Below are 19,876 nucleotides of genomic sequence, written 5' to 3' on the forward strand. Positions count from 1 at the left end.
TGCACCGTGACGACTCTTGAACATACCATCGGCAATACCCCGCTGATTAAGCTGCAGCGCCTGACGCCAGCTAACGGCAGTGAGGTCTGGCTCAAGCTGGAAGGCAATAATCCGGCAGGCTCGGTAAAAGATCGTGCGGCCTGGTCAATGATTAATCAGGCAGAGCTGCGCGGTGAACTTTCACCTGGCGATCAGCTGATTGAAGCCACCAGCGGCAACACCGGCATTGCGCTGGCGATGATCGCGGCGATGAAAGGCTACCGACTTCGCCTGCTGATGCCGGACAACATGAGTCAGGAGCGGCAGGATGCGATGCGTGCTTATGGCGCAGAGCTGATTCTGGTACCGCGAGAGCAGGGCATGGAGGTCGCTCGCGATTTGGCACTGGCGATGGCGGCGCGTGGTGAAGGCCGGGTGCTGGATCAGTTTAATAATCCCGATAACCCGCTGGGTCACTATCAGACCACCGGGCCGGAGTTGTGGCAGCAGTCGGACCAGCGCATGACCCATTTTATCTCCAGCATGGGCACCACCGGCACGATCACCGGCGTGGGACGTTACCTGAAAGAGCACAACACGGGCGTGCAGGTGATCGGTTTGCAGCCGAGTGAAGGCAGCAGTATTCCAGGCATTCGCCGCTGGCCGCTGGCCTATCTGCCGGGGATCTACCGCCCCGACTTAGTGGATGAGGTGATGGATATGACGCAGAAAGAAGCGGAAGAGACCATGCGGGCGCTGGCTCGCCGTGAAGGTATTTTCTGTGGCGTCAGTTCGGGCGGTGCGGTGGCGGGTGCGCTGCGTATTGCGCAGGCGAATCCGGGCAGCGTGGTGGTGGCGATCGCCTGCGATCGCGGCGATCGTTATCTCTCGACCGGACTCTATCATCAATAATCTCTGCTGATACGGAAACAGACCTGTGCGCGCATTTAACGCCCACAGGTTTTTTTTGCCAGCATTCCCATAACAGATAGACTGAATCTGTAAGGATCGCGTAAATCAGGCTGCGCGAATGCCCGGCACAGGACAAAATAGCGCCAATTCTGTCGAGAGATAACCATGAAAATTTTGCTTGTTGATGATGATGTCGAATTAGGCACGATGTTAAGCCAGTACCTTATTGCCGAAGGATTCGACGCCCAGCTGGTGCTGACCGGCAGCGCTGGAATTCAGGGCGCGCTCTCCGGCGAGTTCACTGCCATGATTCTGGATATTATGCTGCCCGACATGAGCGGCATTGATGTGTTACGTCAGGTGCGCCAGAACAGCCGGATACCGGTGATCATGCTAACGGCCAAAGGCGATAATATTGATCGCGTGATCGGCCTGGAGATGGGAGCGGATGACTATATGCCTAAACCCTGCTATCCCCGTGAACTGGTCGCCCGCCTGCGCGCGGTATTGCGCCGTTTCGAGGAGCAGGTACCGCAGCCGGATGCTAAAGAGCCGCTGCGCTGGGGAGACCTGACGCTTAATCCTGCCACCCGAATGAGTGAATGGCAGGGCAAAACGTTCGATCTGACTGCTTCAGAATTTAATCTGCTGGATTTGCTGCTGCGCGCGCCGGACAGAGTCGTGTCAAAAGATGAACTCTCTGAAAAGGGGCTGGGTCGTCCGCGTGAAGCCTATGACCGCAGCGTTGATGTGCACATCAGTAACATTCGCCAGAAGCTCAGCGCGTTAACCGCTGATAGCATCAATATCGAAACCGTACGCAGCATCGGTTACCGCATTCGATGAAACAGAGTTACCGCGGTCGCATGTTCTGGAAGATCTTTATCGGCTTCTGGGTCGTTTTTGTCATCATGAGCCAGCTTATCTGGCTCGGTTTTACGCTCTCCGGTAAACGGCATGAACCGCCTGAAATAATGGCTATCCGGCGCATTATTGATCTGCAGATGACCTCTGCTGCATCGGTGCTGGAGCGGGGCGGGCCTGATGAGCTGAATGCGATGCTGTCGGACTGGGATGAAACTGACCGTCAGTTCTTTCACGTTACGCAGCAGACTAAATCGCCACAATCACAGGACAGCGGCAACCTGGATTTCAGGGGCCGTCTGCCTGAAGAGGTGGTGCGCTGGGTACAGGGTGCGGATGGTAAAGAGTATCAGCTGCGCTACGACCTGGATGGCATGCGCCTGAACAGCAAAGAGAACATGATGCCGCGAAAATTTCTGAATATTCCCGAGCCGATGTTTGTCTTCGCCGGTTCGGTGGGGTTGCTGTTCAGTCTGCTGCTGGCCTGGAATCTGACGCGACCCCTGCGTCAGCTGCGGGAAGGATTTTCTCGCGTCGCTGAGGGCGATTTAAGCGTGCGTCTGTTCCCGATTATGCGTAAGCGCCACGACGAGATTTCAAATGTCGCAGAAGCGTTTGATGCCATGGTTGAGCGGCTTGATACCCTGGTGCGCGCCCGGGAAGAGCTGCTGCACGATATCTCACATGAGCTTCGTTCACCGCTGGCGCGACTGCAACTGGCGACCGGACTCGCCAGACAGACGCCAGAAAGCGTAAACAGTTCGCTTGATCGCATTGATGAAGAGGCGCGTCGCCTGGACAAAATGATCGGTGAACTGCTGACGCTGTCGCGGGCTGAACATGAAAGCATCCCGGATGAGCAATATTTTGACCTGACCGGATTGCTGGAGGCGGTCATCACCGATGTCCGCTATGAAGCACAGATCCCTGGTGTGCAGGTGGAGTTACAGGTTGACGAGCGGGGTGATTACACTGTGCGGGGCAATGCGGAGCTGATACGGCGCGGTGTCGAGAACGTCTTACGCAATGCGCTGCGCTTCTCTATGCCAGGGCAGCGCATTGAGGTCGACTTACGCGCAGAGCAGCAGTGGCTGGCGATTCAGGTACGCGATCAGGGGCCGGGTGTCGATGAGGAGAAACTCTCCAGTATTTTTGACCCATTTGTGCGGGTAAATTCGCCGCTGATGGGCAAAGGTTATGGTCTGGGACTGGCTATCGTGCGTAAAGTGATACTGGCCCATCATGGTGAAGTTGAGGCGCGGAACCGGCCAGAAGGCGGACTTGAACTGACGCTGCGCCTGCCACACTGGCAGGGTTAAAACTTCATACAGCTGAAACGATAACGGCACCCGCAGGTGCCGTTATGTTATAGACGAATGCTTACTTTCTGATGCGAATCACCGGCGTTTCGCCAACGGTGACCTGGCCAGACAGCTTAATCAATTCCTTGATTTCATCCATGTTGGAGATGACAACCGGTGTCAGGGTTGATTTTGCTTTCTCTTCCAGCAACGGCAGATCGAACTCAATAACCACGTCGCCTTTTTTGACCTTCTGGCCTTCTTCAGCAATGCGTTTGAAGCCTTCACCTTTCAGTTCAACCGTATCGATACCGAAGTGGACGAACAGCTCGATGCCGTTATCTGATTCGATCGAAAAAGCGTGATTGGTTTCAAAAATCTTGCCGATAGTGCCATCAACAGGCGCAACCATTTTGTTGCCGCTGGGTTTGATCGCAATACCGTCGCCCACGATTTTTTCTGCAAACACCACATCTGGTACGTCTTCAATGTTCACGATTTCGCCTGACAGAGGCGCTACGATGTCGATTGTCCCAGCGCTATCCGTTTTTTCGCCAAAAAGTTTAGAAAACAAACCCATGATCTTCTCCTAAGCAGTAATTTGGGGCCAGCATCATACAGGTTAGCAGAGCGTTTTTTCCTTAATGAACTTGTTAACCAGGTTCATTAAGTCTTCCGCTGTCGGTTGAGCCAGTGCCTGCTCTGCCAATGCCTTCGCATCTTCAAAATTAGTATTACGAATGATTTTCTTGATGCCAGGGATAGAAATGGCACTCATGCTGAACTCGTCCAGCCCCATTCCCAGTAACAGTAGTGTAGCACGTTCATCACCTGCCAGCTCACCACACATGCCGGTCCATTTACCTTCAGCGTGAGATGCATCAATGACTTGCTTGATTAAGTTAAGCACAGACGGCGTCATTGGGTTGTACAGGTGTGAGATCAAATCATTACCACGATCAACCGCCAGAGTATACTGCGTCAGATCGTTTGTCCCAATACTGAAGAAGTCGACTTCCTTCGCCAGATGATGGGCAATGACGGCTGAAGCCGGAGTCTCTACCATGATGCCGACTTCGATGCTTTCATCAAAGGCTTTACCTTCTTCACGCAACTGCGCTTTCAGCAGGTCCAGTTCCGCTTTCAGGCTGCGTACTTCTTCAACCGAAATGATCATCGGGAACATGATGCGCAGTTTACCGAAGGAGGAGGCGCGCAGGATGGCACGCAGCTGTGCATGCAGAATCTCTTTGCGGTCCATTGCAATACGGATAGCACGCCAGCCGAGGAACGGGTTCTCTTCTTTCGGCAGGTTCATGTAAGGCAAATCTTTGTCACCGCCGATATCCATGGTACGCACGATAACGGCCTGTGAACCCATCGCTTCAGCAACGGCTTTATACGCCTGGAACTGCTCTTCTTCGCTGGGCAGCGAGTCGCGGTCCATAAACAGGAATTCGGTGCGGTAGAGACCTACACCTTCCGCGCCGTTACGCTCAGCACCGGCGATATCACGCACAGTACCGATGTTGGCACAGACTTCAACCTGATGGCCATCCAGCGTCACGGCTGGCAGATCTTTCAGCTTGGCTAATTCGTGTTTTTCCGACAGATACTGGTTCTGTACAGCTTTCAGCTCTTCCTGAATCGCTTCTGAAGGATTGACGTGAATTGCATTGTTAACGCCATCCAGGATCAGGAAATCGCCGTTTTTAACCGTGACGGTCACATTGCCGGTACCGACAATGGCCGGGATTTCCAGCGAGCGCGCCATGATCGAGGTATGTGAGGTACGGCCACCCAGATCGGTGATAAAGCCCAGCACCTTTTTCAGGTTCAGCTGTGCGGTTTCTGACGGCGTTAAATCTTTGGCCACCAGAATGGATTCATCCGGAATAGCGCTCAGGTCAACGATGTGCAGACCGAGAATGTTTTGCAGCAGACGCTTACCGATGTCACGCACGTCAGCCGCACGCTCTTTCAGGTATTCGTCATCTAACTCTTCCAGCGCTTTCGCCTGGCCATCGATGACCGAATAAGCAGCAGCATCGGCAGAAGCGTGTTCTTTTTTGATCAGGTCGATGATTTCCTGCTCCAGCTCTTCATCTTCCAGCAACATGATGTGGCCTTCGAAGATGGCTGCTTTCTCTTCACCGAGGGTTTCACCCGCTTTGACGCGAATCGCTTCCAGTTGTAATGCCGCTTTGCTACGGCCATCGAGGAAGCGCTGAACTTCCTGCTCAACCTGGTCATCAGAAATTTTCTTGCGGTTGATGACGATCTCGTCTTCTTTCAGCAGCAGTGCTTTGCCGAAAGCGATACCTGGTGATGCTAAAATGCCTGAAATCATAACGCTACCTTTTAATCACGATGGCTGATGGGACTCTTTGCGGTGCCATTGTCGCGGGACACGTACTCTACGAAAGCAATAACGCGGACAGGTTGTCCGCGATCAAGATGTTTGCACTCAATGGCGCAGAGGAGTCAATTGGCTGGATAGCTGAACGGAGATTACTCCAGTTCAGCCATCAGTTTGACCAGATGCTCAACTGCTTTCTGCTCGTCTTCACCTTCCGCTGAAAGGGTCACAACGGTTCCCTGGGTTAAACCCAGCGTCTGCAGTTTAAACAGGCTTTTCGCGCTCGCTGATTTGCCGTTAGAGGTCACGGTGATTTCTGACTGGAAAGCTTTGGCTTCTTTAACGAATTGCGCAGCTGGGCGAGTATGCAGACCGTTTGGTGCAGTAATGGTAACTTCTTGCTGGAACATTCTATTTCCCCAACGTTATCAGGATGAGTGTTATGGATCTAAAGTCTAGCCTGGAGCCTTCACTTTAGCCTGTGTAGGTGCGCGGGTATAGCGTCATGCTGACCAAAGACGCGCATGCGTCAAATCTACAATCCGTTGCGTCTCAAAACCGATTCTACACGTCACCGGTTAATTATGCCGTGATTCGCCGTTTCACTAAATCCGTAAATCGATTCAGCTTGATCCACTTCAAGCGCGGATTAATTTCAGGCATCGAAATAATTGGCAGTCTGAATACCAGATCGGCATCACCGAAATCAATCTGCCGGGTGGCGAAAGTGAGATCTGCACCACAAAAAAGCACCCGGATGGGTGCTTTTTTCGACATTTTCAGACTATCGGCCCGGCTACTGCAGCTCTTTCTCAGTGAAGAGATCGGCGAACAGAGCGGTACTCAGATAGCGTTCGCCAGAGGAGGGCAGAATCACCACGATGTTTTTATTTGCGAAGGTTTCGTCTTCCTGCAGCTTCAGCGCTGCGGCGACGGCAGCACCGGATGAGATACCGGCAAGGATGCCTTCTTCTTCCATTAGCCTGCGCGCCGTACTGATCGCTTCTTCATTGGTAATGGCCACTACGCGGTCAACCAGGTTCAGTTCAAGGTTACCTGGAATAAAACCGGCACCAATACCCTGAATTTTGTGCGGGCCGGGTTTAATCTCTTCACCCGCCAGCGCCTGCGCGATCACCGGCGAATCGGTCGGTTCAACCGCGACGGTAATCAGATCTTTTTTGCCTTTAGTGTTTTTGATGTAGCGACTCACGCCGGTCAGCGTGCCGCCAGTGCCGACACCCGCAATAAAGACATCCACTTCGCCATCGGTGTCTTCCCAGATTTCCGGGCCGGTAGTCTTTTCATGAATTTCCGGGTTAGCCGGATTGCTGAACTGCTGCAGCAGCACATATTTATCCGGGTCACTGGCGACAATCTCTTCCGCTTTGCCGATGGCACCTTTCATGCCTTTGGCACCTTCGGTCAGAACCAGCTTCGCGCCCAGCGCCTTCAGCAGCTTACGACGTTCCACCGACATCGTTTCCGGCATGGTCAGCGTGAGTTTGTAACCGCGCGCAGCGGCCACGTAGGCCAGCGCAATACCGGTATTACCGCTGGTCGGTTCAACCAGTTCAATGCCGGGTTTCAGAATACCGCGTTTCTCAGCGTCCCAAATCATATTGGCACCGATACGGCATTTAATGCTGAAGCTCGGGTTACGGGATTCCACTTTCGCAAGAATGCGGCCGTTACCGATGCGGTTCAGTCGAACCAGCGGCGTATGACCAATTGTCAAAGAGTTGTCTTCATAGATCTTACTCATAGCCTGCCCTTAACTGTATGAATTATTGGGAACCCTATGAGCATACCTGTTCTGCCTGGGGGCGGAAGGAAAGAAATCGTATATCTATATGTCCCCCGGCAATAAGCCCTGCGAAAAAGAGCATAAGGCATCGCTGATGCGTCTAGCGCACCTCGTTGCGTGCCAGCTGCGGCCGGTAGCGATCAACCCACATGGCGGTGGCACCGCAAACGGCAACCGGCATAATCACGAGGTTCAGAATCGGAATCATAGTGAACAGGCTGGTAAGTGCGCCGAACTGCATATTGGCGGTTTTGTGGCGACGCAGGGCGTTCCGCATCTGCTGAAACGGCACTTTATGGTTATCGAATGGATAGTCGCAATATTGAATGGATAACATCCAGGCACTGAACAGGAACCACAGAACGGGCGCAACTGTCTGACCAAAGCCAGGAATAAAGTAGAGCAGCAGCAGTCCCAGCGCGCGGGGCAGATAATAGCCCAGCTTTTGCATCTCGCGCTTCATGATACGCGGCACATCTTTGATCATTCCTGCCCAGCCGCTGTCGGGCAGGGACTTGCCGGTCAGACGGCCTTCGAGCTGTTCTGCCAGCAGGCCGCAGAAAGGGGCGGCAATCAGGTTTGCCAGCGTCGAGAAGAAGTAGCTGAACACCAGCACAATCGCAATCACCGACAGTGGCCATAACAGATAGCTCAGCCACTGCAGCCAGTCGGGAATATGGGCCATCAGGCGTGGGATCCAGTCACCGAGACGATAGAACAGCCAGATGAATGCGCCACCGAGCATGAAAATGTTTATCAGCAGCGGCATCACCACAAAACGGCGAATACCAGGCAGACGGACCAGTTTCCAGCCCTGGCTAAAGTAGTGCATGCCGTTAAAATCTGAGACCGAATTCTCAAGGGCCATAGAGCCATTTCTCCTGAAAGTGTTAAGGCGCGCCCACTATAACCTGGCTTTTTCTCCGGGCCAGGTGCCGTTTGGGTAAAAAAACAGCGAAAAAGCGTGGGTTGCCTATCTTATTTGTCAGAAAATAGTGCACAGACTTGCACTTGTGTAGCAGGGCAAATACAGTTAGAGGATAAAGTTTGCCGCGGTGGCAAGGTATTGGAACAACAGAGAATACAATGATGCAGGATTTGCGTCTGATATTAATCGTTGTTGGCGCGATCGCCATTATAGCGCTCCTTCTTCACGGGCTGTGGACCAGCCGTAAAGAGCGTTCGTCAGTGTTCCGCGATCGCCCGCACAAACGTCTGAAACAACGTGAAGAACATGATGAGCAGGACCTGATGGACGACGAAGATGACGGCGTCGGCGAGGTTCGTGTTCGTTCTGATCGCAGCACACATCAGGAACCGCGTTTCGATGAGATTCGTGAGCCACAGCCAGAAGCGCCGCGTAAGCAAGCGCCTGCTGAGCCTGTGCGTCAGCCTGCGCCACGACCCGCACCGCAACCTGAACCAGAAAGCGATCCGCTTTTCAACACGGCACCGAAGCCTGCTCCGCAGCCGCGTCCCGAACCGGTTCGTCAGCAGCCTGCGCCGACATTTGTCGCGCCGCCAGTTCAGGCTGACCCGCTGCTGGATCTCGATCCGCTGGAATCTGTGCAGCCTGCTCCGCAGTACCAGGCAGAACCTGAGCCACAGCCTGAAGTAACCCCGGCTCCCGCGCCTTTACAGCCTGCAGCGAAACCGCCAGCGGAAAAACCGAAAGAAGCGGTACTGGTGCTGCATGTTGCCGCTCACTCGGGTGGTGAGCTGAACGGTGAGGCCTTACTCCAGGGTATCCTGCAGGCGGGCTTCCAGTTTGGTGAAATGAACATTTTCCATCGTCATCTCAGTCCGGCAGGCAGCGGTCCGGTCCTGTTCAGTCTGGCTAACATGGTTAAGCCTGGCTCGTTCAACCCCGACCTGATGACCGATTTCAGCACGCCAGGCATCTCTATCTTCATGATGGTGCCTTCTTATGGTGACGCGAATCAGAACTTCAAACTGATGCTGCAGTCGGCACAGCGTATCGCTGATGACGTTGGCGGCGTTGTGCTGGATGATGAGCGTCGCATGATGACGCCGCAGAAGCTGGAAACCTACAAAGCGCGTATTCGCGATGTGGTTGGCGTCTGAGACCTGCGCTGACCGCTATCTGAATTGTTTAAATAAACCCCCGCCTGTCGGGGGTTTTTTATCTGATGGGGCTATATGAAATCCGTCCAGGATCACATCACCGAACTGCGCACCACGTTGCGCCATCACGAATATCTCTATCACGTTATGGATGCCCCGGAAGTGCCGGATGCCGAATACGATCGTCTGATGCGCGAACTGCGTCAGCTGGAAGAGGAACACCCCGATCTCATTACCCCGGACTCGCCGACGCAACGCGTAGGGGCTGCGCCGCTGACGGTATTTGAGCAGGTCCGCCATGAAGTCCCGATGCTGTCGCTGGATAATGTTTTTGATGAAGCCACGTTCATGGCCTTCAACAAGCGGGTGCAGGATCGACTGAAAAGCAGTGACGACATCACCTACTGCTGTGAACTCAAGCTCGATGGTGCTGCGGTCAGCCTGATGTATGAAAATGGCCTGCTGGTCCGGGCCGCGACGCGCGGTGATGGCACGACCGGCGAGAACATTACCGCCAACGTTCGTACCATTCGCGCTATCCCACTGCGGCTAAAAGGCGACAATATCCCGGCCCGGCTGGAAGTACGCGGTGAAATATTTATGACGCAGCGCGGCTTCGAAAAGCTGAATGAGGAAGCGCGACGCACTGACGGCAAAGTTTTTGCTAACCCGCGCAACGCAGCAGCAGGATCTTTGCGTCAGCTTGATCCGCGCATTACCGCTAAACGTCCGCTGACCTTCTTCTGCTACGGTTTCGGCCTGCTGGAAGGCGGGGAGATGCCGCACAGTCACATGGGGCGCCTGCAACAGTTCAAAGCCTGGGGCCTGCCGGTCAGCGACCGCATTAAGCTGGTGCACAATGCCGAAGAAGCCCTGGCTTTCTACCGTGATATTGAGCAACAGCGTCCGAACCTGGGTTTCGATATCGATGGCGTGGTGATCAAGGTCGATTCACAGGTATTGCAGGAGCAACTGGGCTTTGTGGCGCGCGCACCGCGCTGGGCGATTGCTTTCAAATTCCCGGCACAGGAACAGCTGACCTGGGTGCGGGATGTCGAATTCCAGGTTGGCCGCACGGGCGCTATCACGCCGGTGGCTCGTCTTGAGCCGGTTCAGGTGGCGGGCGTCATCGTCAGCAATGCCACGCTGCATAATGCGGATGAAATCGAGCGGCTGGGATTACGCATTGGCGACCGCGTCGTGATTCGCCGCGCCGGTGATGTGATCCCGCAGGTGGTTAATGTGGTGATCGCGGAGCGCCCGGAAGAGACGCGTGAAGTGGTCTTTCCTGCCCATTGCCCGGTCTGTGGTTCCGAGGTGGAGCGGGTCGAAGGCGAGTCGGTCACGCGCTGCACCGGCGGTCTGATCTGCGGGGCGCAACGCAAAGAAGCACTGAAGCACTTTGTCTCGCGTCGGGCGCTGGATGTGGATGGTATGGGCGATAAGATTATCGATCAGCTGGTGGAAAAAGAGTACGTCGATACACCCGCCGATCTGTTCCGCCTCACGGCCGGCAAGCTGACCGGACTGGATCGTATGGGACCAAAATCGGCACAGAATATCGTCGACGCGCTGGAGAAAGCAAAGTCGACCACGCTGGCGCGTTTCCTTTATGCGCTGGGCATTCGCGAGGTGGGTGAGGCTACTGCCGCCAATCTGGCTAACCATTTTGGTGAATTGCAAAAGGTGATGGATGCCGATCTTGAGGCACTGATTGCCGTGCCAGATGTCGGCAAAGTTGTTGCCGCACACGTGCGCAACTTCATGGAGGAGGAGAGTAACCGTGAGGTTATCCGCCAGCTGACAGACGACATTGGCATTCACTGGCCGCAGGTGGTAGTAGTGAAAGCCGAAGAGATCGACAGTCCGTTCGCCGGTAAAACGGTGGTGCTGACCGGCTCACTGTCGCAGATGAACCGCGATGATGCCAAAGCGCAGCTGATCGCGCTGGGGGCAAAAGTCAGCGGCAGCGTATCGAAGAAAACCGATCTGCTGATTGCCGGTGAAGCGGCTGGTTCAAAGCTGGCGAAAGCACAGGAGCTGGGTATAGAGGTAATTGATGAAGCGGAAATGATCCGACTGCTGGGAGCCTGAGATGGATGAGCATCAGCTGGTGGCGATTGCCAATACGCCTATGCCGTTTGGCAAATACAAAGGGCGGATGCTGATCGATCTGCCTGAACCCTATCTGCTGTGGTTTGCCCGCAGCGGTGACTTTCCTTCCGGCATGCTTGGCGATTTGATGCAGCTGACCCTGACCATAAAAACAGAGGGCCTGGAAGGATTAGTTAAACCGCTCCAGACCCGTAAGTAAAAGTGCCCGCGCAGGCGGGCAACGGTTTTACTTCTGTGACTCCATCACTGAATCTTTCACCTGCAGAGCCTGCTGTTTCTCATTGGTCTTCTTGTAGCGTCCGGCAATAAACGAGCAGACCATCAGCTGTACCTGATGGAAAATCATCAGCGGCAGCACAATAATCCCCACCGTACTGGCCGGGAACAGAATATTCGCCATTGGCACCCCATTCGCCAGACTCTTCTTAGAGCCACAAAACAGCACCACAATCTCATCGGCGCGCTTAAAGCGGAACAGACGCGAAGCCAGCAGGTTGATGATTAGCACAGCTGTGAGCAGGACGATCGATCCCGCCACAATCCACAACAGCGTCGTCAGGCCAACGCGATGCCAGATGCCGTTCACTACCGCTTCACTGAAGGCGGAATAGACTACCAGCAGAATCGAAGTCTGGTCAGTTTTGCCAATCAGGCTGCGGTGTTTCTCAATCCAGCCACCGATCCAGCGACGTGAGAGGTGACCCAGAATGAAAGGCACCATCAGTTGCAGCATAATCTTGCCAATTTGTTCAAGACCATCGCTCGGCGCGTTGCTGTGGATATCCATGACCAGATTCACCAGCAACGGCGAAATAAAGACACCCAGCAGGCTCGATGCCGAGGCGCTGCACACCGCTGCGGCAACGTTACCGCCCGCCATTGAGGTAAACGCGATGGCAGACTGGACGGTAGCCGGCAGGATACAGAGGTAGATAAAACCCGTATAAATTTCCGGACCGACATTAACCGGATGCCACCAGACCAGCAGCAGGCCCAGCGCCGGAAACAGCACAAAGGTGCTGAACATGATCCACAGATGCAGCTGCCAGTGACTGCTGCCTGCGATGATCTTTTCACGCGAGAGCTTGGCGCCGTGCATAAAGAACAGCAGCGCTATCGCTGCCGTCGCGAGGTAACTGAAGATATCAACATAGATCCCTTTTGCTGGCAGGAAAGAGGCCAGCAGCACGATGATGATCAGTTTAACCATCATCGGGTCGAGTTTTAAAAAGCCCATTGTTAAATTCCGGTAAATTATTCAATAACCCGATTGTGCGGCAAGTCTTTTTAGAAATAAAATTGATTTATTGAATTAATCTATGAGCGTAATCGATGAATTACACCCTGCGTCAGCTGCGAACGTTTATTGCCGTGGCCCATTATGGTGGTTTCAGTCAGGCAGGACAGGCGATAGGCCTGAGTCAGTCTGCAGTCAGCCACAGTATTAAAGAACTGGAAGCTGAAACCGGCGTGCGGTTGCTGGACAGAACCACCCGGGAGGTCATGCTGACGGAGGCGGGAAAACAGCTGGCGTCCCGTATGGAGCGCCTGCTGGAAGAGATTCATACGACGCTACTGGACATCCGAAGTTTTGGCGAGCAGCGCAGTGGTACAGTCAGAGTGGCAGCCAGCCAGACCATTTCTGCGCATCTGATGCCGCAATGTCTGGCTGCCAGCCAGCACCATTTTCCCGATATCAAAGTGATTCTTCACGATCGTGCCCAGCAATGGGTGCTGCAAAGTGTGCGTAACGCCGAAGTCGATTTCGGGATCGTGATTGGGCCACTCAGCGACAGCGATTTCGATAGCATCGCGATTCTGGATGAGCCTTTCCTGCTGTTATGTCGCGAGGATGATCCGCTGGCGAAAGTGGAAAGGGCTGAATGGGCGATGCTGGATGGCTGCACTATGGTATTGCAGGATTACGCTTCCGGCAGTCGGGTTTTGATTGATGCGGCAATGCAGCAGCAGAATATCAAGGCTGAAGTCGTGCAGGAGATTGGTCATCCCGCCACGCTGTTCCCGATGGTAGAGGTGGGAATCGGCATCAGTATTCTGCCTGCGCTGGCGTTACCCTTACCAGCGGATCGCGCCCTCACGGTGCGGCGTCTCTATCCGGAAATCAATCGTAGCCTGACGCTGATTAAACGTAAAAACCGCTCGCTGACCCCGGCTGCCGAAGCGATCTGGCAGGAGGTGCGCCAGCAGGCGATGCTGCTGGCGCAACAACGCGCGGTTAAACCGGCGTTTTAGATATAAACGTTAACTTTGTTAGTATCGGTTGGGCGGTTAATCCCGTCCGCTTTGATCTCACTGACGGATGAACTGTCACTTTTTGGCTGATCCTTTTCAGCCTGCTTCTGTTCCAGTTGCGCAATCTGTGCCTGCAGCATGGTGATTTGTGACTGGTACATCTGCTGCATCTCAGACTTCTGTTCGTCAGTCAGTTCTTTATTGTCAGCCAGCTCCTTAACCTGGGTTAACACACTCTGAATCTGTTTATTCAGCGCCGCAACCTGCGAGGCCACACTGCCGCCGCCGCTGTCACCGCTACTGACCGCACTGCTTAAAATTCCGGAAATTGAAGACATCATTTTCTCCCTGTAAGTCGTCACATACGTTATCGGCACACTGCGAAACGACTTGAGAGCGTAGATTGTTAAGGTTTCGAAAAGGCAGGCGCTTATTTAAGAAGCCGATGTCAGCGCAGCAGAAAAAAAAGCGCTCATAAGGCGCTTTATTCTGAATGAGTGAGTCGTGCAGGATAGCCTCGGCCCATCCGGGTGATGCTGTCGCATCAGCCTGAATCGTCGGGCGATTCAGTCGAACCTGCAGCAGGTTCTCATCCTGCACGGTTAAGTTCGTGCCCCGGAAACGAATAAAGCGCCCAAAAGGCGCTTTATTCTGAATTGGTGGGTCGTGCATGATAGCCTCGGCCCATCCGGGCCTCGCCCTCCGGGTGATGCTGTCGCATCAGCCTGAATCGTCGGGCGATTCAGTCGAACCTGCAGCAGGTTCTCATCCTGCACGATTTAGTTCGTGCCCCGGAAACGAAAAAAGCGCCCAAAAGGCGCTTTATTCTGAATTGGTGGGTCGTGCAGGATTCGAACCTGCGACCAATTGATTAAAAGTCAACTGCTCTACCAACTGAGCTAACGACCCGAAGTGGTGGGTGATGACGGGTTCGAACCGCCGACCCCCTCCTTGTAAGGGAGATGCTCTACCAACTGAGCTAATCACCCACTTCGTACTTCGATACTGCTGACAGGCAAGATATGGTGGGTGATGACGGGTTCGAACCGCCGACCCCCTCCTTGTAAGGGAGATGCTCTACCAACTGAGCTAATCACCCATATCTTCATACCTGTTCACTGCGGGCACCCTGTTAAGAGTGGTGGGTGATGACGGGTTCGAACCGCCGACCCCCTCCTTGTAAGGGAGATGCTCTACCAACTGAGCTAATCACCCCCGCTGTGTGGAGTCGCATTATAGGGATAGTTGATTTTGAGTCAACGCTTTTTAAAACATAAATGTGCGTTCGGTTTATTTTTAAACATCCTGTCGCGCTTTTGGTCAATGTGCTGGTTTTACTGGCAGAAAAGCGCCTTTTCCCGGAGGGCAACCGTCGGGCATGCATTGAGGATTCACCGTCAGATGCTAGAATGTGCCCACTGTTTTTTCGCGTCTAACCTGTTTTTTGTCATCCAGACAGAGAACCCGCGCATCTAAGGCAATACTCAATGAAAATCAAAACACGCTTCGCGCCCAGCCCGACCGGCTATCTGCATGTCGGTGGCGCCCGTACCGCACTTTACTCCTGGCTCTTTGCCCGTCACAACCAGGGCGAGTTCGTGCTGCGTATTGAAGATACCGATCTGGAACGCTCCACGCCGGAAGCTATCGAAGCCATCATGGATGGCATGAACTGGCTGAGCCTCGACTGGAACGAAGGCCCTTACTACCAGACTAAACGTTTTGATCGCTACAACGCGGTCATTGATGAAATGCTGGAAGCGGGCACGGCATACAAATGCTACTGCTCTAAAGAGCGCCTGGAAGCCCTGCGTGAAGCGCAAATGGCCAACAACGAAAAGCCGCGTTATGACGGACGCTGCCGTGACAGCCATGAACATCATGCCGATGATGAGCCGTGCGTGGTACGTTTCCGTAATCCACAGGACGGTTCGGTTATCTTTGACGACCAGATCCGCGGCCCGATCGAGTTCAGTAACCAGGAACTCGATGATTTGATCATCCGCCGTACCGATGGTTCGCCAACCTACAACTTCTGCGTCGTGGTGGATGACTGGGATATGGGCATTACGCACGTTATTCGCGGTGAAGACCACATCAACAACACACCACGTCAGATCAACATTCTCAAAGCCATTGGCGCACAGGTTCCGGTCTATGCCCACGTCTCGATGATTCTGGGTGATGATGGCAAAAAGCTCTCCAAGCGTCATGGCGCGGTAGGGGTAATGCAGTATCGTGATGATGGCTATCTGCCGGAAGCGTTGCTCAACTACCTAGTTCGTCTGGGCTGGTCACATGGCGATCAGGAGATTTTCAGCGTGCCTGAAATGACTGAGCTGTTTACCCTTGACGCCGTCAGCAAGTCTGCCAGTGCGTTCAACACAGAGAAACTGCAGTGGCTGAACCATCACTACATTAATACGCTGCCGCCAGAATATGTGGCGACGCATCTGCAATGGCATATTGAAGAGCAGAAAATTGATACCCGCACCGGGCCGGAACTGGCGAAACTGGTTAGCCTGCTGGGCGAGCGCTGCAAAACGCTGAAAGAGATGGCGGCGTCCTGCCGCTACTTCTATGAAGACTTTGCAGAGTTTGATGCCGATGCCGCGAAGAAACATCTTCGTCCGGTGGCACGTCAGCCGCTGGAAGTGGTGCGCGATAAGCTGGCCGCAATCACTGAGTGGAATGCTGAAAACGTCCATCAGGCGATTCAGCGCACCGCAGATGAGCTGGAAGTCGGGATGGGTAAAGTCGGCATGCCGCTGCGAGTGGCAGTGACCGGCGCCGGCCAGTCACCGGGTCTGGACGTTACGGTTGAAGCGATTGGCCGCAGCCGCAGTGTGGCGCGTATTGAGCAGGCTCTGGCCTTTATCAGTGAGCGTGAAGCACAGGCTTAATAAACACAGCCGGAAGCATCACGCTTCCGGTTTCTTTACTCTTCACCAATTCCCAGACGCTGCATTACGCCCTTAATCCCTTCACGTAAGATTAACGCGGTGAACTGATCCTGTTCATCCTGACTCATTTGCTGGATGGAGCTTATCAATAACGCTGGTAAAGAATTAGCCACTGCACTATAGGTGGCTGCAGGCTCGTTGAGATTGCGTGTCGACTGAATAAAACTTTTTACGCGTTCATCAATATGAATCAGACGCGCCTTGCCGCCTTGTACACCGGGCTTTGGCGTGGTTGTCCAATTCTCTCGCTTGATCCATTTATTCACCGTTTGCCGACTGTAACCCGTTTCCGCAGCCAGCTCTTCGGGAGTAAGCCATTCCTTTTTCACGATGCTATCCCTGTTAAATACATTAGCGGTACATATTACAGCAAAACGTAACGGGGGAAAGTAACTGAAGCTGAATTTGCCTTTTGTCTTTTGACAAAAGGCAAAACAGGATTACTGCGGGTTGCTGGCAGGTTCTGCGGCAGGGCGGAAGGCAAGGAAGTAGGCCAGGCCAACGAAGACGGCACCACCCACGGCATTGCCCAGGAAGACGGCAACAAAGTTAGGCAGATACTCTGCCCAGCTCATCTGACCGGCAAAAATGGCGGCCGGGATGATAAACATGTTGGCGACAACGTGCTGGAAGCCAATGGCAACAAACGCCATCACCGGGAACCACATGCCGAAGATCTTGCCGACCACATCTTTACTGGCAAACGCCAGCCACACCGCCAGACACACCAGCCAGTTACAGCCTATGCCTGAAATAAAGGCGTGCAGGAAATCGGCATGAACTTTTGCAGAGGCAATCGCAACGGTCTTTTTCAGGTAATCGCCTTCGGTCATGCCCAGCATATGGCCAAAGAACCAGGCGACAGCCACGCTGCCGAGGAAGTTCGCCAGCGTCACCCAGAACCAGTTCCGCGCCACGCTCATAAAGCTGATACGGCGGGCGAACCAGGCTACCGGCAGGGTCATCATATTACCGGTCAGCAGCTCACCACCTGCCAGTACAGTCATGATGATACCTACCGGGAAGACAGCGGCACCTAACAGGCCACCAAATGAGCCCCATTCAGCCGGCAGGGTGTTTATCACGTGAAGATCCAGCAGGAAGCCGGTCGCAATAAATGCGCCCGCCATAAAGCCGAGAATCAGGAGGATGCTGACAGGCGCACGGCTTTTTGCCACGCCTGACTGGATCGCCAGTTGTGCGATTTCTTTAGGTGTATGCAGCGACATAGTATCTCAATAGTTTTTTTATGATTAATGGGACGATAACGCCTGGTGGACGCGTGGTGTGCGGGAGAGGGTCCCGGTGACCACTAAATTAGCGGGCCAAGTTTTGCACGCGAAAAAGACGAAGACAAGAAAATTCCTATAACATATTTAACCGGAAATTAACCTGACGGCAGAGTGGATAACAGTTAAAAAACGGACCTGCCGGAGCCGACATGATTTTCAGCTGCGGAATGCTGCTGAAACTTCGCAGGTTGCCGCCTTTTTCAGCGATCAAACAGAGAATGTCATTTTGCCGTTGACACCCTGGAGGCGGTTTCATATTATGCCGTCCGTCGCTTAACGCGACAGTTTTCGGTTCGGGGCTATAGCTCAGCTGGGAGAGCGCCTGCATGGCATGCAGGAGGTCAGCGGTTCGATCCCGCTTAGCTCCACCAAACTTCTTCCCAGAGGTTTGGCACTGAAAAACGATTCCAGATGTGGGGGTATAGCTCAGCTGGGAGAGCGCTTGCATGGCATGCAAGAGGTCAGCGGTTCGATCCCGCTTATCTCCACCACTTTCTGACGCGTTGCTGTCAAAATCCTTCTGATTTATCTTTCATTCGCCTTTTCGTGTGAATCAATATTCATTGCTCTATTTACATTACGCTGCGGCGTACGCTATTTACTGGCAATACTTTCTGTGACGCCTCCAGCGCCCCTGGCGGGACAATGTGCTGTCCGTCGCGCACGGTTTAACCCCAGACCTGACCAGGGATGGCGCAAAATGAAAAGGGCGAGCCAGGCTCGCCCTTTATCGCTCAGAACCGTATCAGAACGCCAGAACCAGACCGGCAATAGCGGCGGAGAGCACGCTGACCAGCGTAGAGCCGTACAGCAGCTTCAGGCCAAAGCGGGAAACCACGTTACCCTGTTCCTCGTTCAGACCTTTAATCGCACCGGCAACGATGCCGATTGAAGAGAAGTTGGCGAATGACACCAGGAACACGGACAGAATACCTTCTGAATTTGGCGACAGCTGACCCGCGATTTTCTGCAGATCCATCATGGCTACAAACTCATTCGATACCAGCTTGGTCGCCATAATGCTGCCGACCTGCAGCGCTTCGCCAGAAGGCACACCCATCATCCAGGCAAACGGATAGAAGACAAAGCCGAGAACGCCCTGGAAACTGATGCCGAAGATCAGATCAAACAGTGCATTCAGGCCTGAAATCAGCGCGATAAAGCCAATCAGCATGGCGGCAACAATAATCGCGACGCGGAAACCGGCCAGGATATATTCGCCCAGCATCTCGAAGAAGCTCTGACCTTTATGCAGATCCTGCAGCTGCAGATCTTCTTCGTTCTCAACGCGGTAAGGGTTGATCAGCGACAGCACGATAAAGGTACTGAACATGTTGAGCACCAGTGCAGCGACCACATATTTTGGCTGCAGCATCGTCATGTAGGCTCCGACGATGGACATCGAAACAGTCGACATTGCGGTAGCAGCCATGGTGTACATCCGGCGCTGTGACATCTTGCCCAGAATATCTTTATAGGCGATGAAGTTTTCTGACTGTCCCAGTATCAGAGAACTCACGGCGTTGAAAGATTCCAGTTTTCCCATGCCATTAACTTTCGACAACACGGTACCGATACCGCGGATAACCCACGGCAGGATACGGAAATGCTGCAGAATACCGATCAGTGCAGAGATAAAGACGATTGGGCACAGTACGTTGAGGAAGAAGAAGGCCAGACCTTTGTCGCTCATGTTACCAAAGACAAAGTTGGTTCCCTGAGCCGCATACTTCAACAGATGGTCAAAGAAGCCCGCGAAGCCTTTGACGAAACCCAGTCCCGCTTCTGAGTTCAGGAAGAACCAGGCGAGCACAATTTCAATCACCAGTAGCTGTATAATGTAGCGAATGCGAATGCTTTTACGATCGTGACTGACCAGCAAGGAGAGTATCCCGACCACCACCAGTGCTAAAAGAAATTGCAAAATATGGGACATGGTTGCTCCA

Annotated in this window: 19 protein-coding genes, 6 tRNA genes and 1 other RNA gene; 10 read left to right on the forward strand and 16 right to left on the reverse strand. The window is 53.6% G+C overall.

Annotated elements, in window-relative coordinates; translation table 11 throughout:
- Positions 1-6 precede the first annotated feature (6 nt).
- The 3 genes from cysM to QSK07_RS00990 all read left to right on the forward strand — a co-directional run bounded on the left by cysM (position 7) and on the right by QSK07_RS00990 (position 3,074).
- The gene (gene cysM, locus QSK07_RS00980) at positions 7-891 is read left to right on the forward strand and encodes a cysteine synthase CysM (RefSeq protein WP_285720220.1); all 885 of its coding nucleotides are present in this window, start codon (positions 7-9) and stop codon (positions 889-891) included.
- Positions 892-1,056: 165 nt separating this feature from the next.
- Positions 1,057-1,737 carry a response regulator transcription factor gene (locus QSK07_RS00985; RefSeq protein ID WP_013358661.1) on the forward strand — a complete coding sequence of 227 codons (681 nt, stop codon included), beginning with the start codon at positions 1,057-1,059 and terminating at the stop codon, positions 1,735-1,737.
- Complete coding sequence (locus tag QSK07_RS00990) at positions 1,734-3,074, forward strand: ATP-binding protein (RefSeq protein WP_285720221.1); 1,341 nt, start codon at positions 1,734-1,736, stop codon at positions 3,072-3,074. The genes QSK07_RS00985 and QSK07_RS00990 overlap by 4 nt, the downstream gene beginning before the upstream one ends.
- 61 nt (positions 3,075-3,135) lie before the next feature.
- Here the strand turns inward: QSK07_RS00990 and crr are convergent, their stop codons facing one another.
- The 6 genes from crr to cysZ all read right to left on the reverse strand — a co-directional run bounded on the left by crr (position 3,136) and on the right by cysZ (position 8,090).
- The gene (gene crr / locus QSK07_RS00995) at positions 3,136-3,636 is read right to left on the reverse strand and encodes a PTS glucose transporter subunit IIA (RefSeq protein ID WP_008926530.1); all 501 of its coding nucleotides are present in this window, start codon (positions 3,634-3,636) and stop codon (positions 3,136-3,138) included.
- A 42-nt stretch (positions 3,637-3,678) separates the two neighbouring features.
- Entirely contained in the window at positions 3,679-5,406 is a 1,728-nt protein-coding gene (ptsI, locus tag QSK07_RS01000) for a phosphoenolpyruvate-protein phosphotransferase PtsI (protein ID WP_098052675.1), read from the reverse strand.
- A 161-nt stretch (positions 5,407-5,567) separates the two neighbouring features.
- On the reverse strand, positions 5,568-5,825 hold the full coding sequence (gene ptsH / locus QSK07_RS01005) for a phosphocarrier protein Hpr (RefSeq protein ID WP_003848868.1): 258 nt from the start codon (positions 5,823-5,825) through the stop codon (positions 5,568-5,570).
- 172 nt (positions 5,826-5,997) lie between these two features.
- Positions 5,998-6,192, reverse strand: a complete 195-nt coding sequence (locus tag QSK07_RS01010; protein WP_098052676.1) for a hypothetical protein — start codon at positions 6,190-6,192, stop codon at positions 5,998-6,000.
- A gap of 19 nt (positions 6,193-6,211) precedes the next feature.
- The gene (cysK, locus tag QSK07_RS01015; RefSeq protein WP_033733457.1) at positions 6,212-7,180 is read right to left on the reverse strand and encodes a cysteine synthase A; all 969 of its coding nucleotides are present in this window, start codon (positions 7,178-7,180) and stop codon (positions 6,212-6,214) included.
- A gap of 142 nt (positions 7,181-7,322) precedes the next feature.
- On the reverse strand, positions 7,323-8,090 hold the full coding sequence (gene cysZ, locus QSK07_RS01020) for a sulfate transporter CysZ (RefSeq protein WP_098052678.1): 768 nt from the start codon (positions 8,088-8,090) through the stop codon (positions 7,323-7,325).
- 218 nt (positions 8,091-8,308) lie between these two features.
- Between cysZ and zipA the strand changes: the two genes are divergently transcribed.
- From zipA to QSK07_RS01035, 3 genes are all read left to right on the forward strand, one after another.
- Entirely contained in the window at positions 8,309-9,307 is a 999-nt protein-coding gene (gene zipA, locus QSK07_RS01025; protein WP_285720222.1) for a cell division protein ZipA, read from the forward strand.
- A 75-nt stretch (positions 9,308-9,382) separates the two neighbouring features.
- Positions 9,383-11,401, forward strand: a complete 2,019-nt coding sequence (ligA, locus tag QSK07_RS01030) for an NAD-dependent DNA ligase LigA (RefSeq protein WP_285720223.1) — start codon at positions 9,383-9,385, stop codon at positions 11,399-11,401.
- Between the two features lies 1 nt (position 11,402).
- Positions 11,403-11,621, forward strand: a complete 219-nt coding sequence (locus QSK07_RS01035; RefSeq protein WP_285720224.1) for a DUF3820 family protein — start codon at positions 11,403-11,405, stop codon at positions 11,619-11,621.
- Between the two features lie 27 nt (positions 11,622-11,648).
- Here QSK07_RS01035 and QSK07_RS01040 read toward each other — a convergent pair whose 3' ends face one another.
- Positions 11,649-12,659, reverse strand: coding sequence for a bile acid:sodium symporter family protein (locus QSK07_RS01040; RefSeq protein ID WP_285720225.1), 1,011 nt, complete (start codon positions 12,657-12,659; stop codon positions 11,649-11,651).
- A 95-nt stretch (positions 12,660-12,754) separates the two neighbouring features.
- Between QSK07_RS01040 and QSK07_RS01045 the strand changes: the two genes are divergently transcribed.
- Positions 12,755-13,675, forward strand: a complete 921-nt coding sequence (locus tag QSK07_RS01045; RefSeq protein ID WP_275245603.1) for a LysR family transcriptional regulator — start codon at positions 12,755-12,757, stop codon at positions 13,673-13,675.
- Here QSK07_RS01045 and QSK07_RS01050 read toward each other — a convergent pair.
- The 6 genes from QSK07_RS01050 to QSK07_RS01075 all read right to left on the reverse strand — a co-directional run bounded on the left by QSK07_RS01050 (position 13,672) and on the right by QSK07_RS01075 (position 14,890).
- On the reverse strand, positions 13,672-14,013 hold the full coding sequence (locus QSK07_RS01050; protein ID WP_275221263.1) for a FlxA-like family protein: 342 nt from the start codon (positions 14,011-14,013) through the stop codon (positions 13,672-13,674). The genes QSK07_RS01045 and QSK07_RS01050 overlap by 4 nt on opposite strands.
- Before the next feature lie 319 nt (positions 14,014-14,332).
- Positions 14,333-14,465, reverse strand: a non-coding RNA gene (locus tag QSK07_RS01055) — RtT sRNA.
- A gap of 43 nt (positions 14,466-14,508) precedes the next feature.
- Positions 14,509-14,584, reverse strand: a tRNA-Lys gene (locus tag QSK07_RS01060).
- 4 nt (positions 14,585-14,588) lie between these two features.
- Positions 14,589-14,664 (reverse strand) — tRNA-Val (locus tag QSK07_RS01065).
- Between the two features lie 34 nt (positions 14,665-14,698).
- A tRNA-Val gene (locus QSK07_RS01070) sits at positions 14,699-14,774 on the reverse strand.
- A gap of 40 nt (positions 14,775-14,814) precedes the next feature.
- Positions 14,815-14,890 (reverse strand) — tRNA-Val (locus QSK07_RS01075).
- 272 nt (positions 14,891-15,162) lie between these two features.
- Between QSK07_RS01075 and gltX the strand changes: the two genes are divergently transcribed.
- Positions 15,163-16,578: a glutamate--tRNA ligase gene (gene gltX / locus QSK07_RS01080; protein WP_285720226.1), complete on the forward strand. Its 1,416-nt coding sequence runs from the start codon at positions 15,163-15,165 to the stop codon at positions 16,576-16,578.
- A 35-nt stretch (positions 16,579-16,613) separates the two neighbouring features.
- Here the strand turns inward: gltX and QSK07_RS01085 are convergent, their stop codons facing one another.
- Entirely contained in the window at positions 16,614-16,967 is a 354-nt protein-coding gene (locus QSK07_RS01085; RefSeq protein WP_275221116.1) for a YfeC-like transcriptional regulator, read from the reverse strand.
- Positions 16,968-17,078: 111 nt separating this feature from the next.
- Positions 17,079-17,867 carry a formate/nitrite transporter family protein gene (locus QSK07_RS01090; RefSeq protein ID WP_013358647.1) on the reverse strand — a complete coding sequence of 263 codons (789 nt, stop codon included), beginning with the start codon at positions 17,865-17,867 and terminating at the stop codon, positions 17,079-17,081.
- A 358-nt stretch (positions 17,868-18,225) separates the two neighbouring features.
- On the opposite strand from QSK07_RS01090, the gene QSK07_RS01095 reads away from it, so the two are divergent.
- A tRNA-Ala gene (locus QSK07_RS01095) sits at positions 18,226-18,301 on the forward strand.
- 44 nt (positions 18,302-18,345) lie between these two features.
- A tRNA-Ala gene (locus QSK07_RS01100) sits at positions 18,346-18,421 on the forward strand.
- A gap of 254 nt (positions 18,422-18,675) precedes the next feature.
- Here the strand turns inward: QSK07_RS01100 and QSK07_RS01105 are convergent.
- The gene (locus QSK07_RS01105) at positions 18,676-19,866 is read right to left on the reverse strand and encodes a NupC/NupG family nucleoside CNT transporter (protein ID WP_013358646.1); all 1,191 of its coding nucleotides are present in this window, start codon (positions 19,864-19,866) and stop codon (positions 18,676-18,678) included.
- Positions 19,867-19,876 lie beyond the last annotated feature (10 nt).

This window comes from Pantoea sp. QMID4 (assembly GCF_030270445.1).
Taxonomy (GTDB): domain Bacteria; phylum Pseudomonadota; class Gammaproteobacteria; order Enterobacterales; family Enterobacteriaceae; genus Pantoea; species Pantoea vagans.

Excerpts from the sequence above, each read along its gene's own strand:
- QSK07_RS00985 (WP_013358661.1), top strand. The coding sequence starts at position 1,057 with ATGAAAATTTTGCTTGTTGATGATGATGTCGAATTAGGCACGATGTTA.
- QSK07_RS00990 (WP_285720221.1), top strand. The coding sequence starts at position 1,734 with ATGAAACAGAGTTACCGCGGTCGCATGTTCTGGAAGATCTTTATCGGC.
- crr (WP_008926530.1), bottom strand. The coding sequence starts at position 3,636 with ATGGGTTTGTTTTCTAAACTTTTTGGCGAAAAAACGGATAGCGCTGGG.
- ptsI (WP_098052675.1), bottom strand. The coding sequence starts at position 5,406 with ATGATTTCAGGCATTTTAGCATCACCAGGTATCGCTTTCGGCAAAGCA.
- ptsH (WP_003848868.1), bottom strand. The coding sequence starts at position 5,825 with ATGTTCCAGCAAGAAGTTACCATTACTGCACCAAACGGTCTGCATACT.
- QSK07_RS01010 (WP_098052676.1), bottom strand. The coding sequence starts at position 6,192 with ATGTCGAAAAAAGCACCCATCCGGGTGCTTTTTTGTGGTGCAGATCTC.
- cysK (WP_033733457.1), bottom strand. The coding sequence starts at position 7,180 with ATGAGTAAGATCTATGAAGACAACTCTTTGACAATTGGTCATACGCCG.
- cysZ (WP_098052678.1), bottom strand. The coding sequence starts at position 8,090 with ATGGCCCTTGAGAATTCGGTCTCAGATTTTAACGGCATGCACTACTTT.
- zipA (WP_285720222.1), top strand. The coding sequence starts at position 8,309 with ATGATGCAGGATTTGCGTCTGATATTAATCGTTGTTGGCGCGATCGCC.
- ligA (WP_285720223.1), top strand. The coding sequence starts at position 9,383 with ATGAAATCCGTCCAGGATCACATCACCGAACTGCGCACCACGTTGCGC.
- QSK07_RS01035 (WP_285720224.1), top strand. The coding sequence starts at position 11,403 with ATGGATGAGCATCAGCTGGTGGCGATTGCCAATACGCCTATGCCGTTT.
- QSK07_RS01040 (WP_285720225.1), bottom strand. The coding sequence starts at position 12,659 with ATGGGCTTTTTAAAACTCGACCCGATGATGGTTAAACTGATCATCATC.
- QSK07_RS01045 (WP_275245603.1), top strand. The coding sequence starts at position 12,755 with ATGAATTACACCCTGCGTCAGCTGCGAACGTTTATTGCCGTGGCCCAT.
- QSK07_RS01050 (WP_275221263.1), bottom strand. The coding sequence starts at position 14,013 with ATGTCTTCAATTTCCGGAATTTTAAGCAGTGCGGTCAGTAGCGGTGAC.
- gltX (WP_285720226.1), top strand. The coding sequence starts at position 15,163 with ATGAAAATCAAAACACGCTTCGCGCCCAGCCCGACCGGCTATCTGCAT.
- QSK07_RS01090 (WP_013358647.1), bottom strand. The coding sequence starts at position 17,867 with ATGTCGCTGCATACACCTAAAGAAATCGCACAACTGGCGATCCAGTCA.
- QSK07_RS01105 (WP_013358646.1), bottom strand. The coding sequence starts at position 19,866 with ATGTCCCATATTTTGCAATTTCTTTTAGCACTGGTGGTGGTCGGGATA.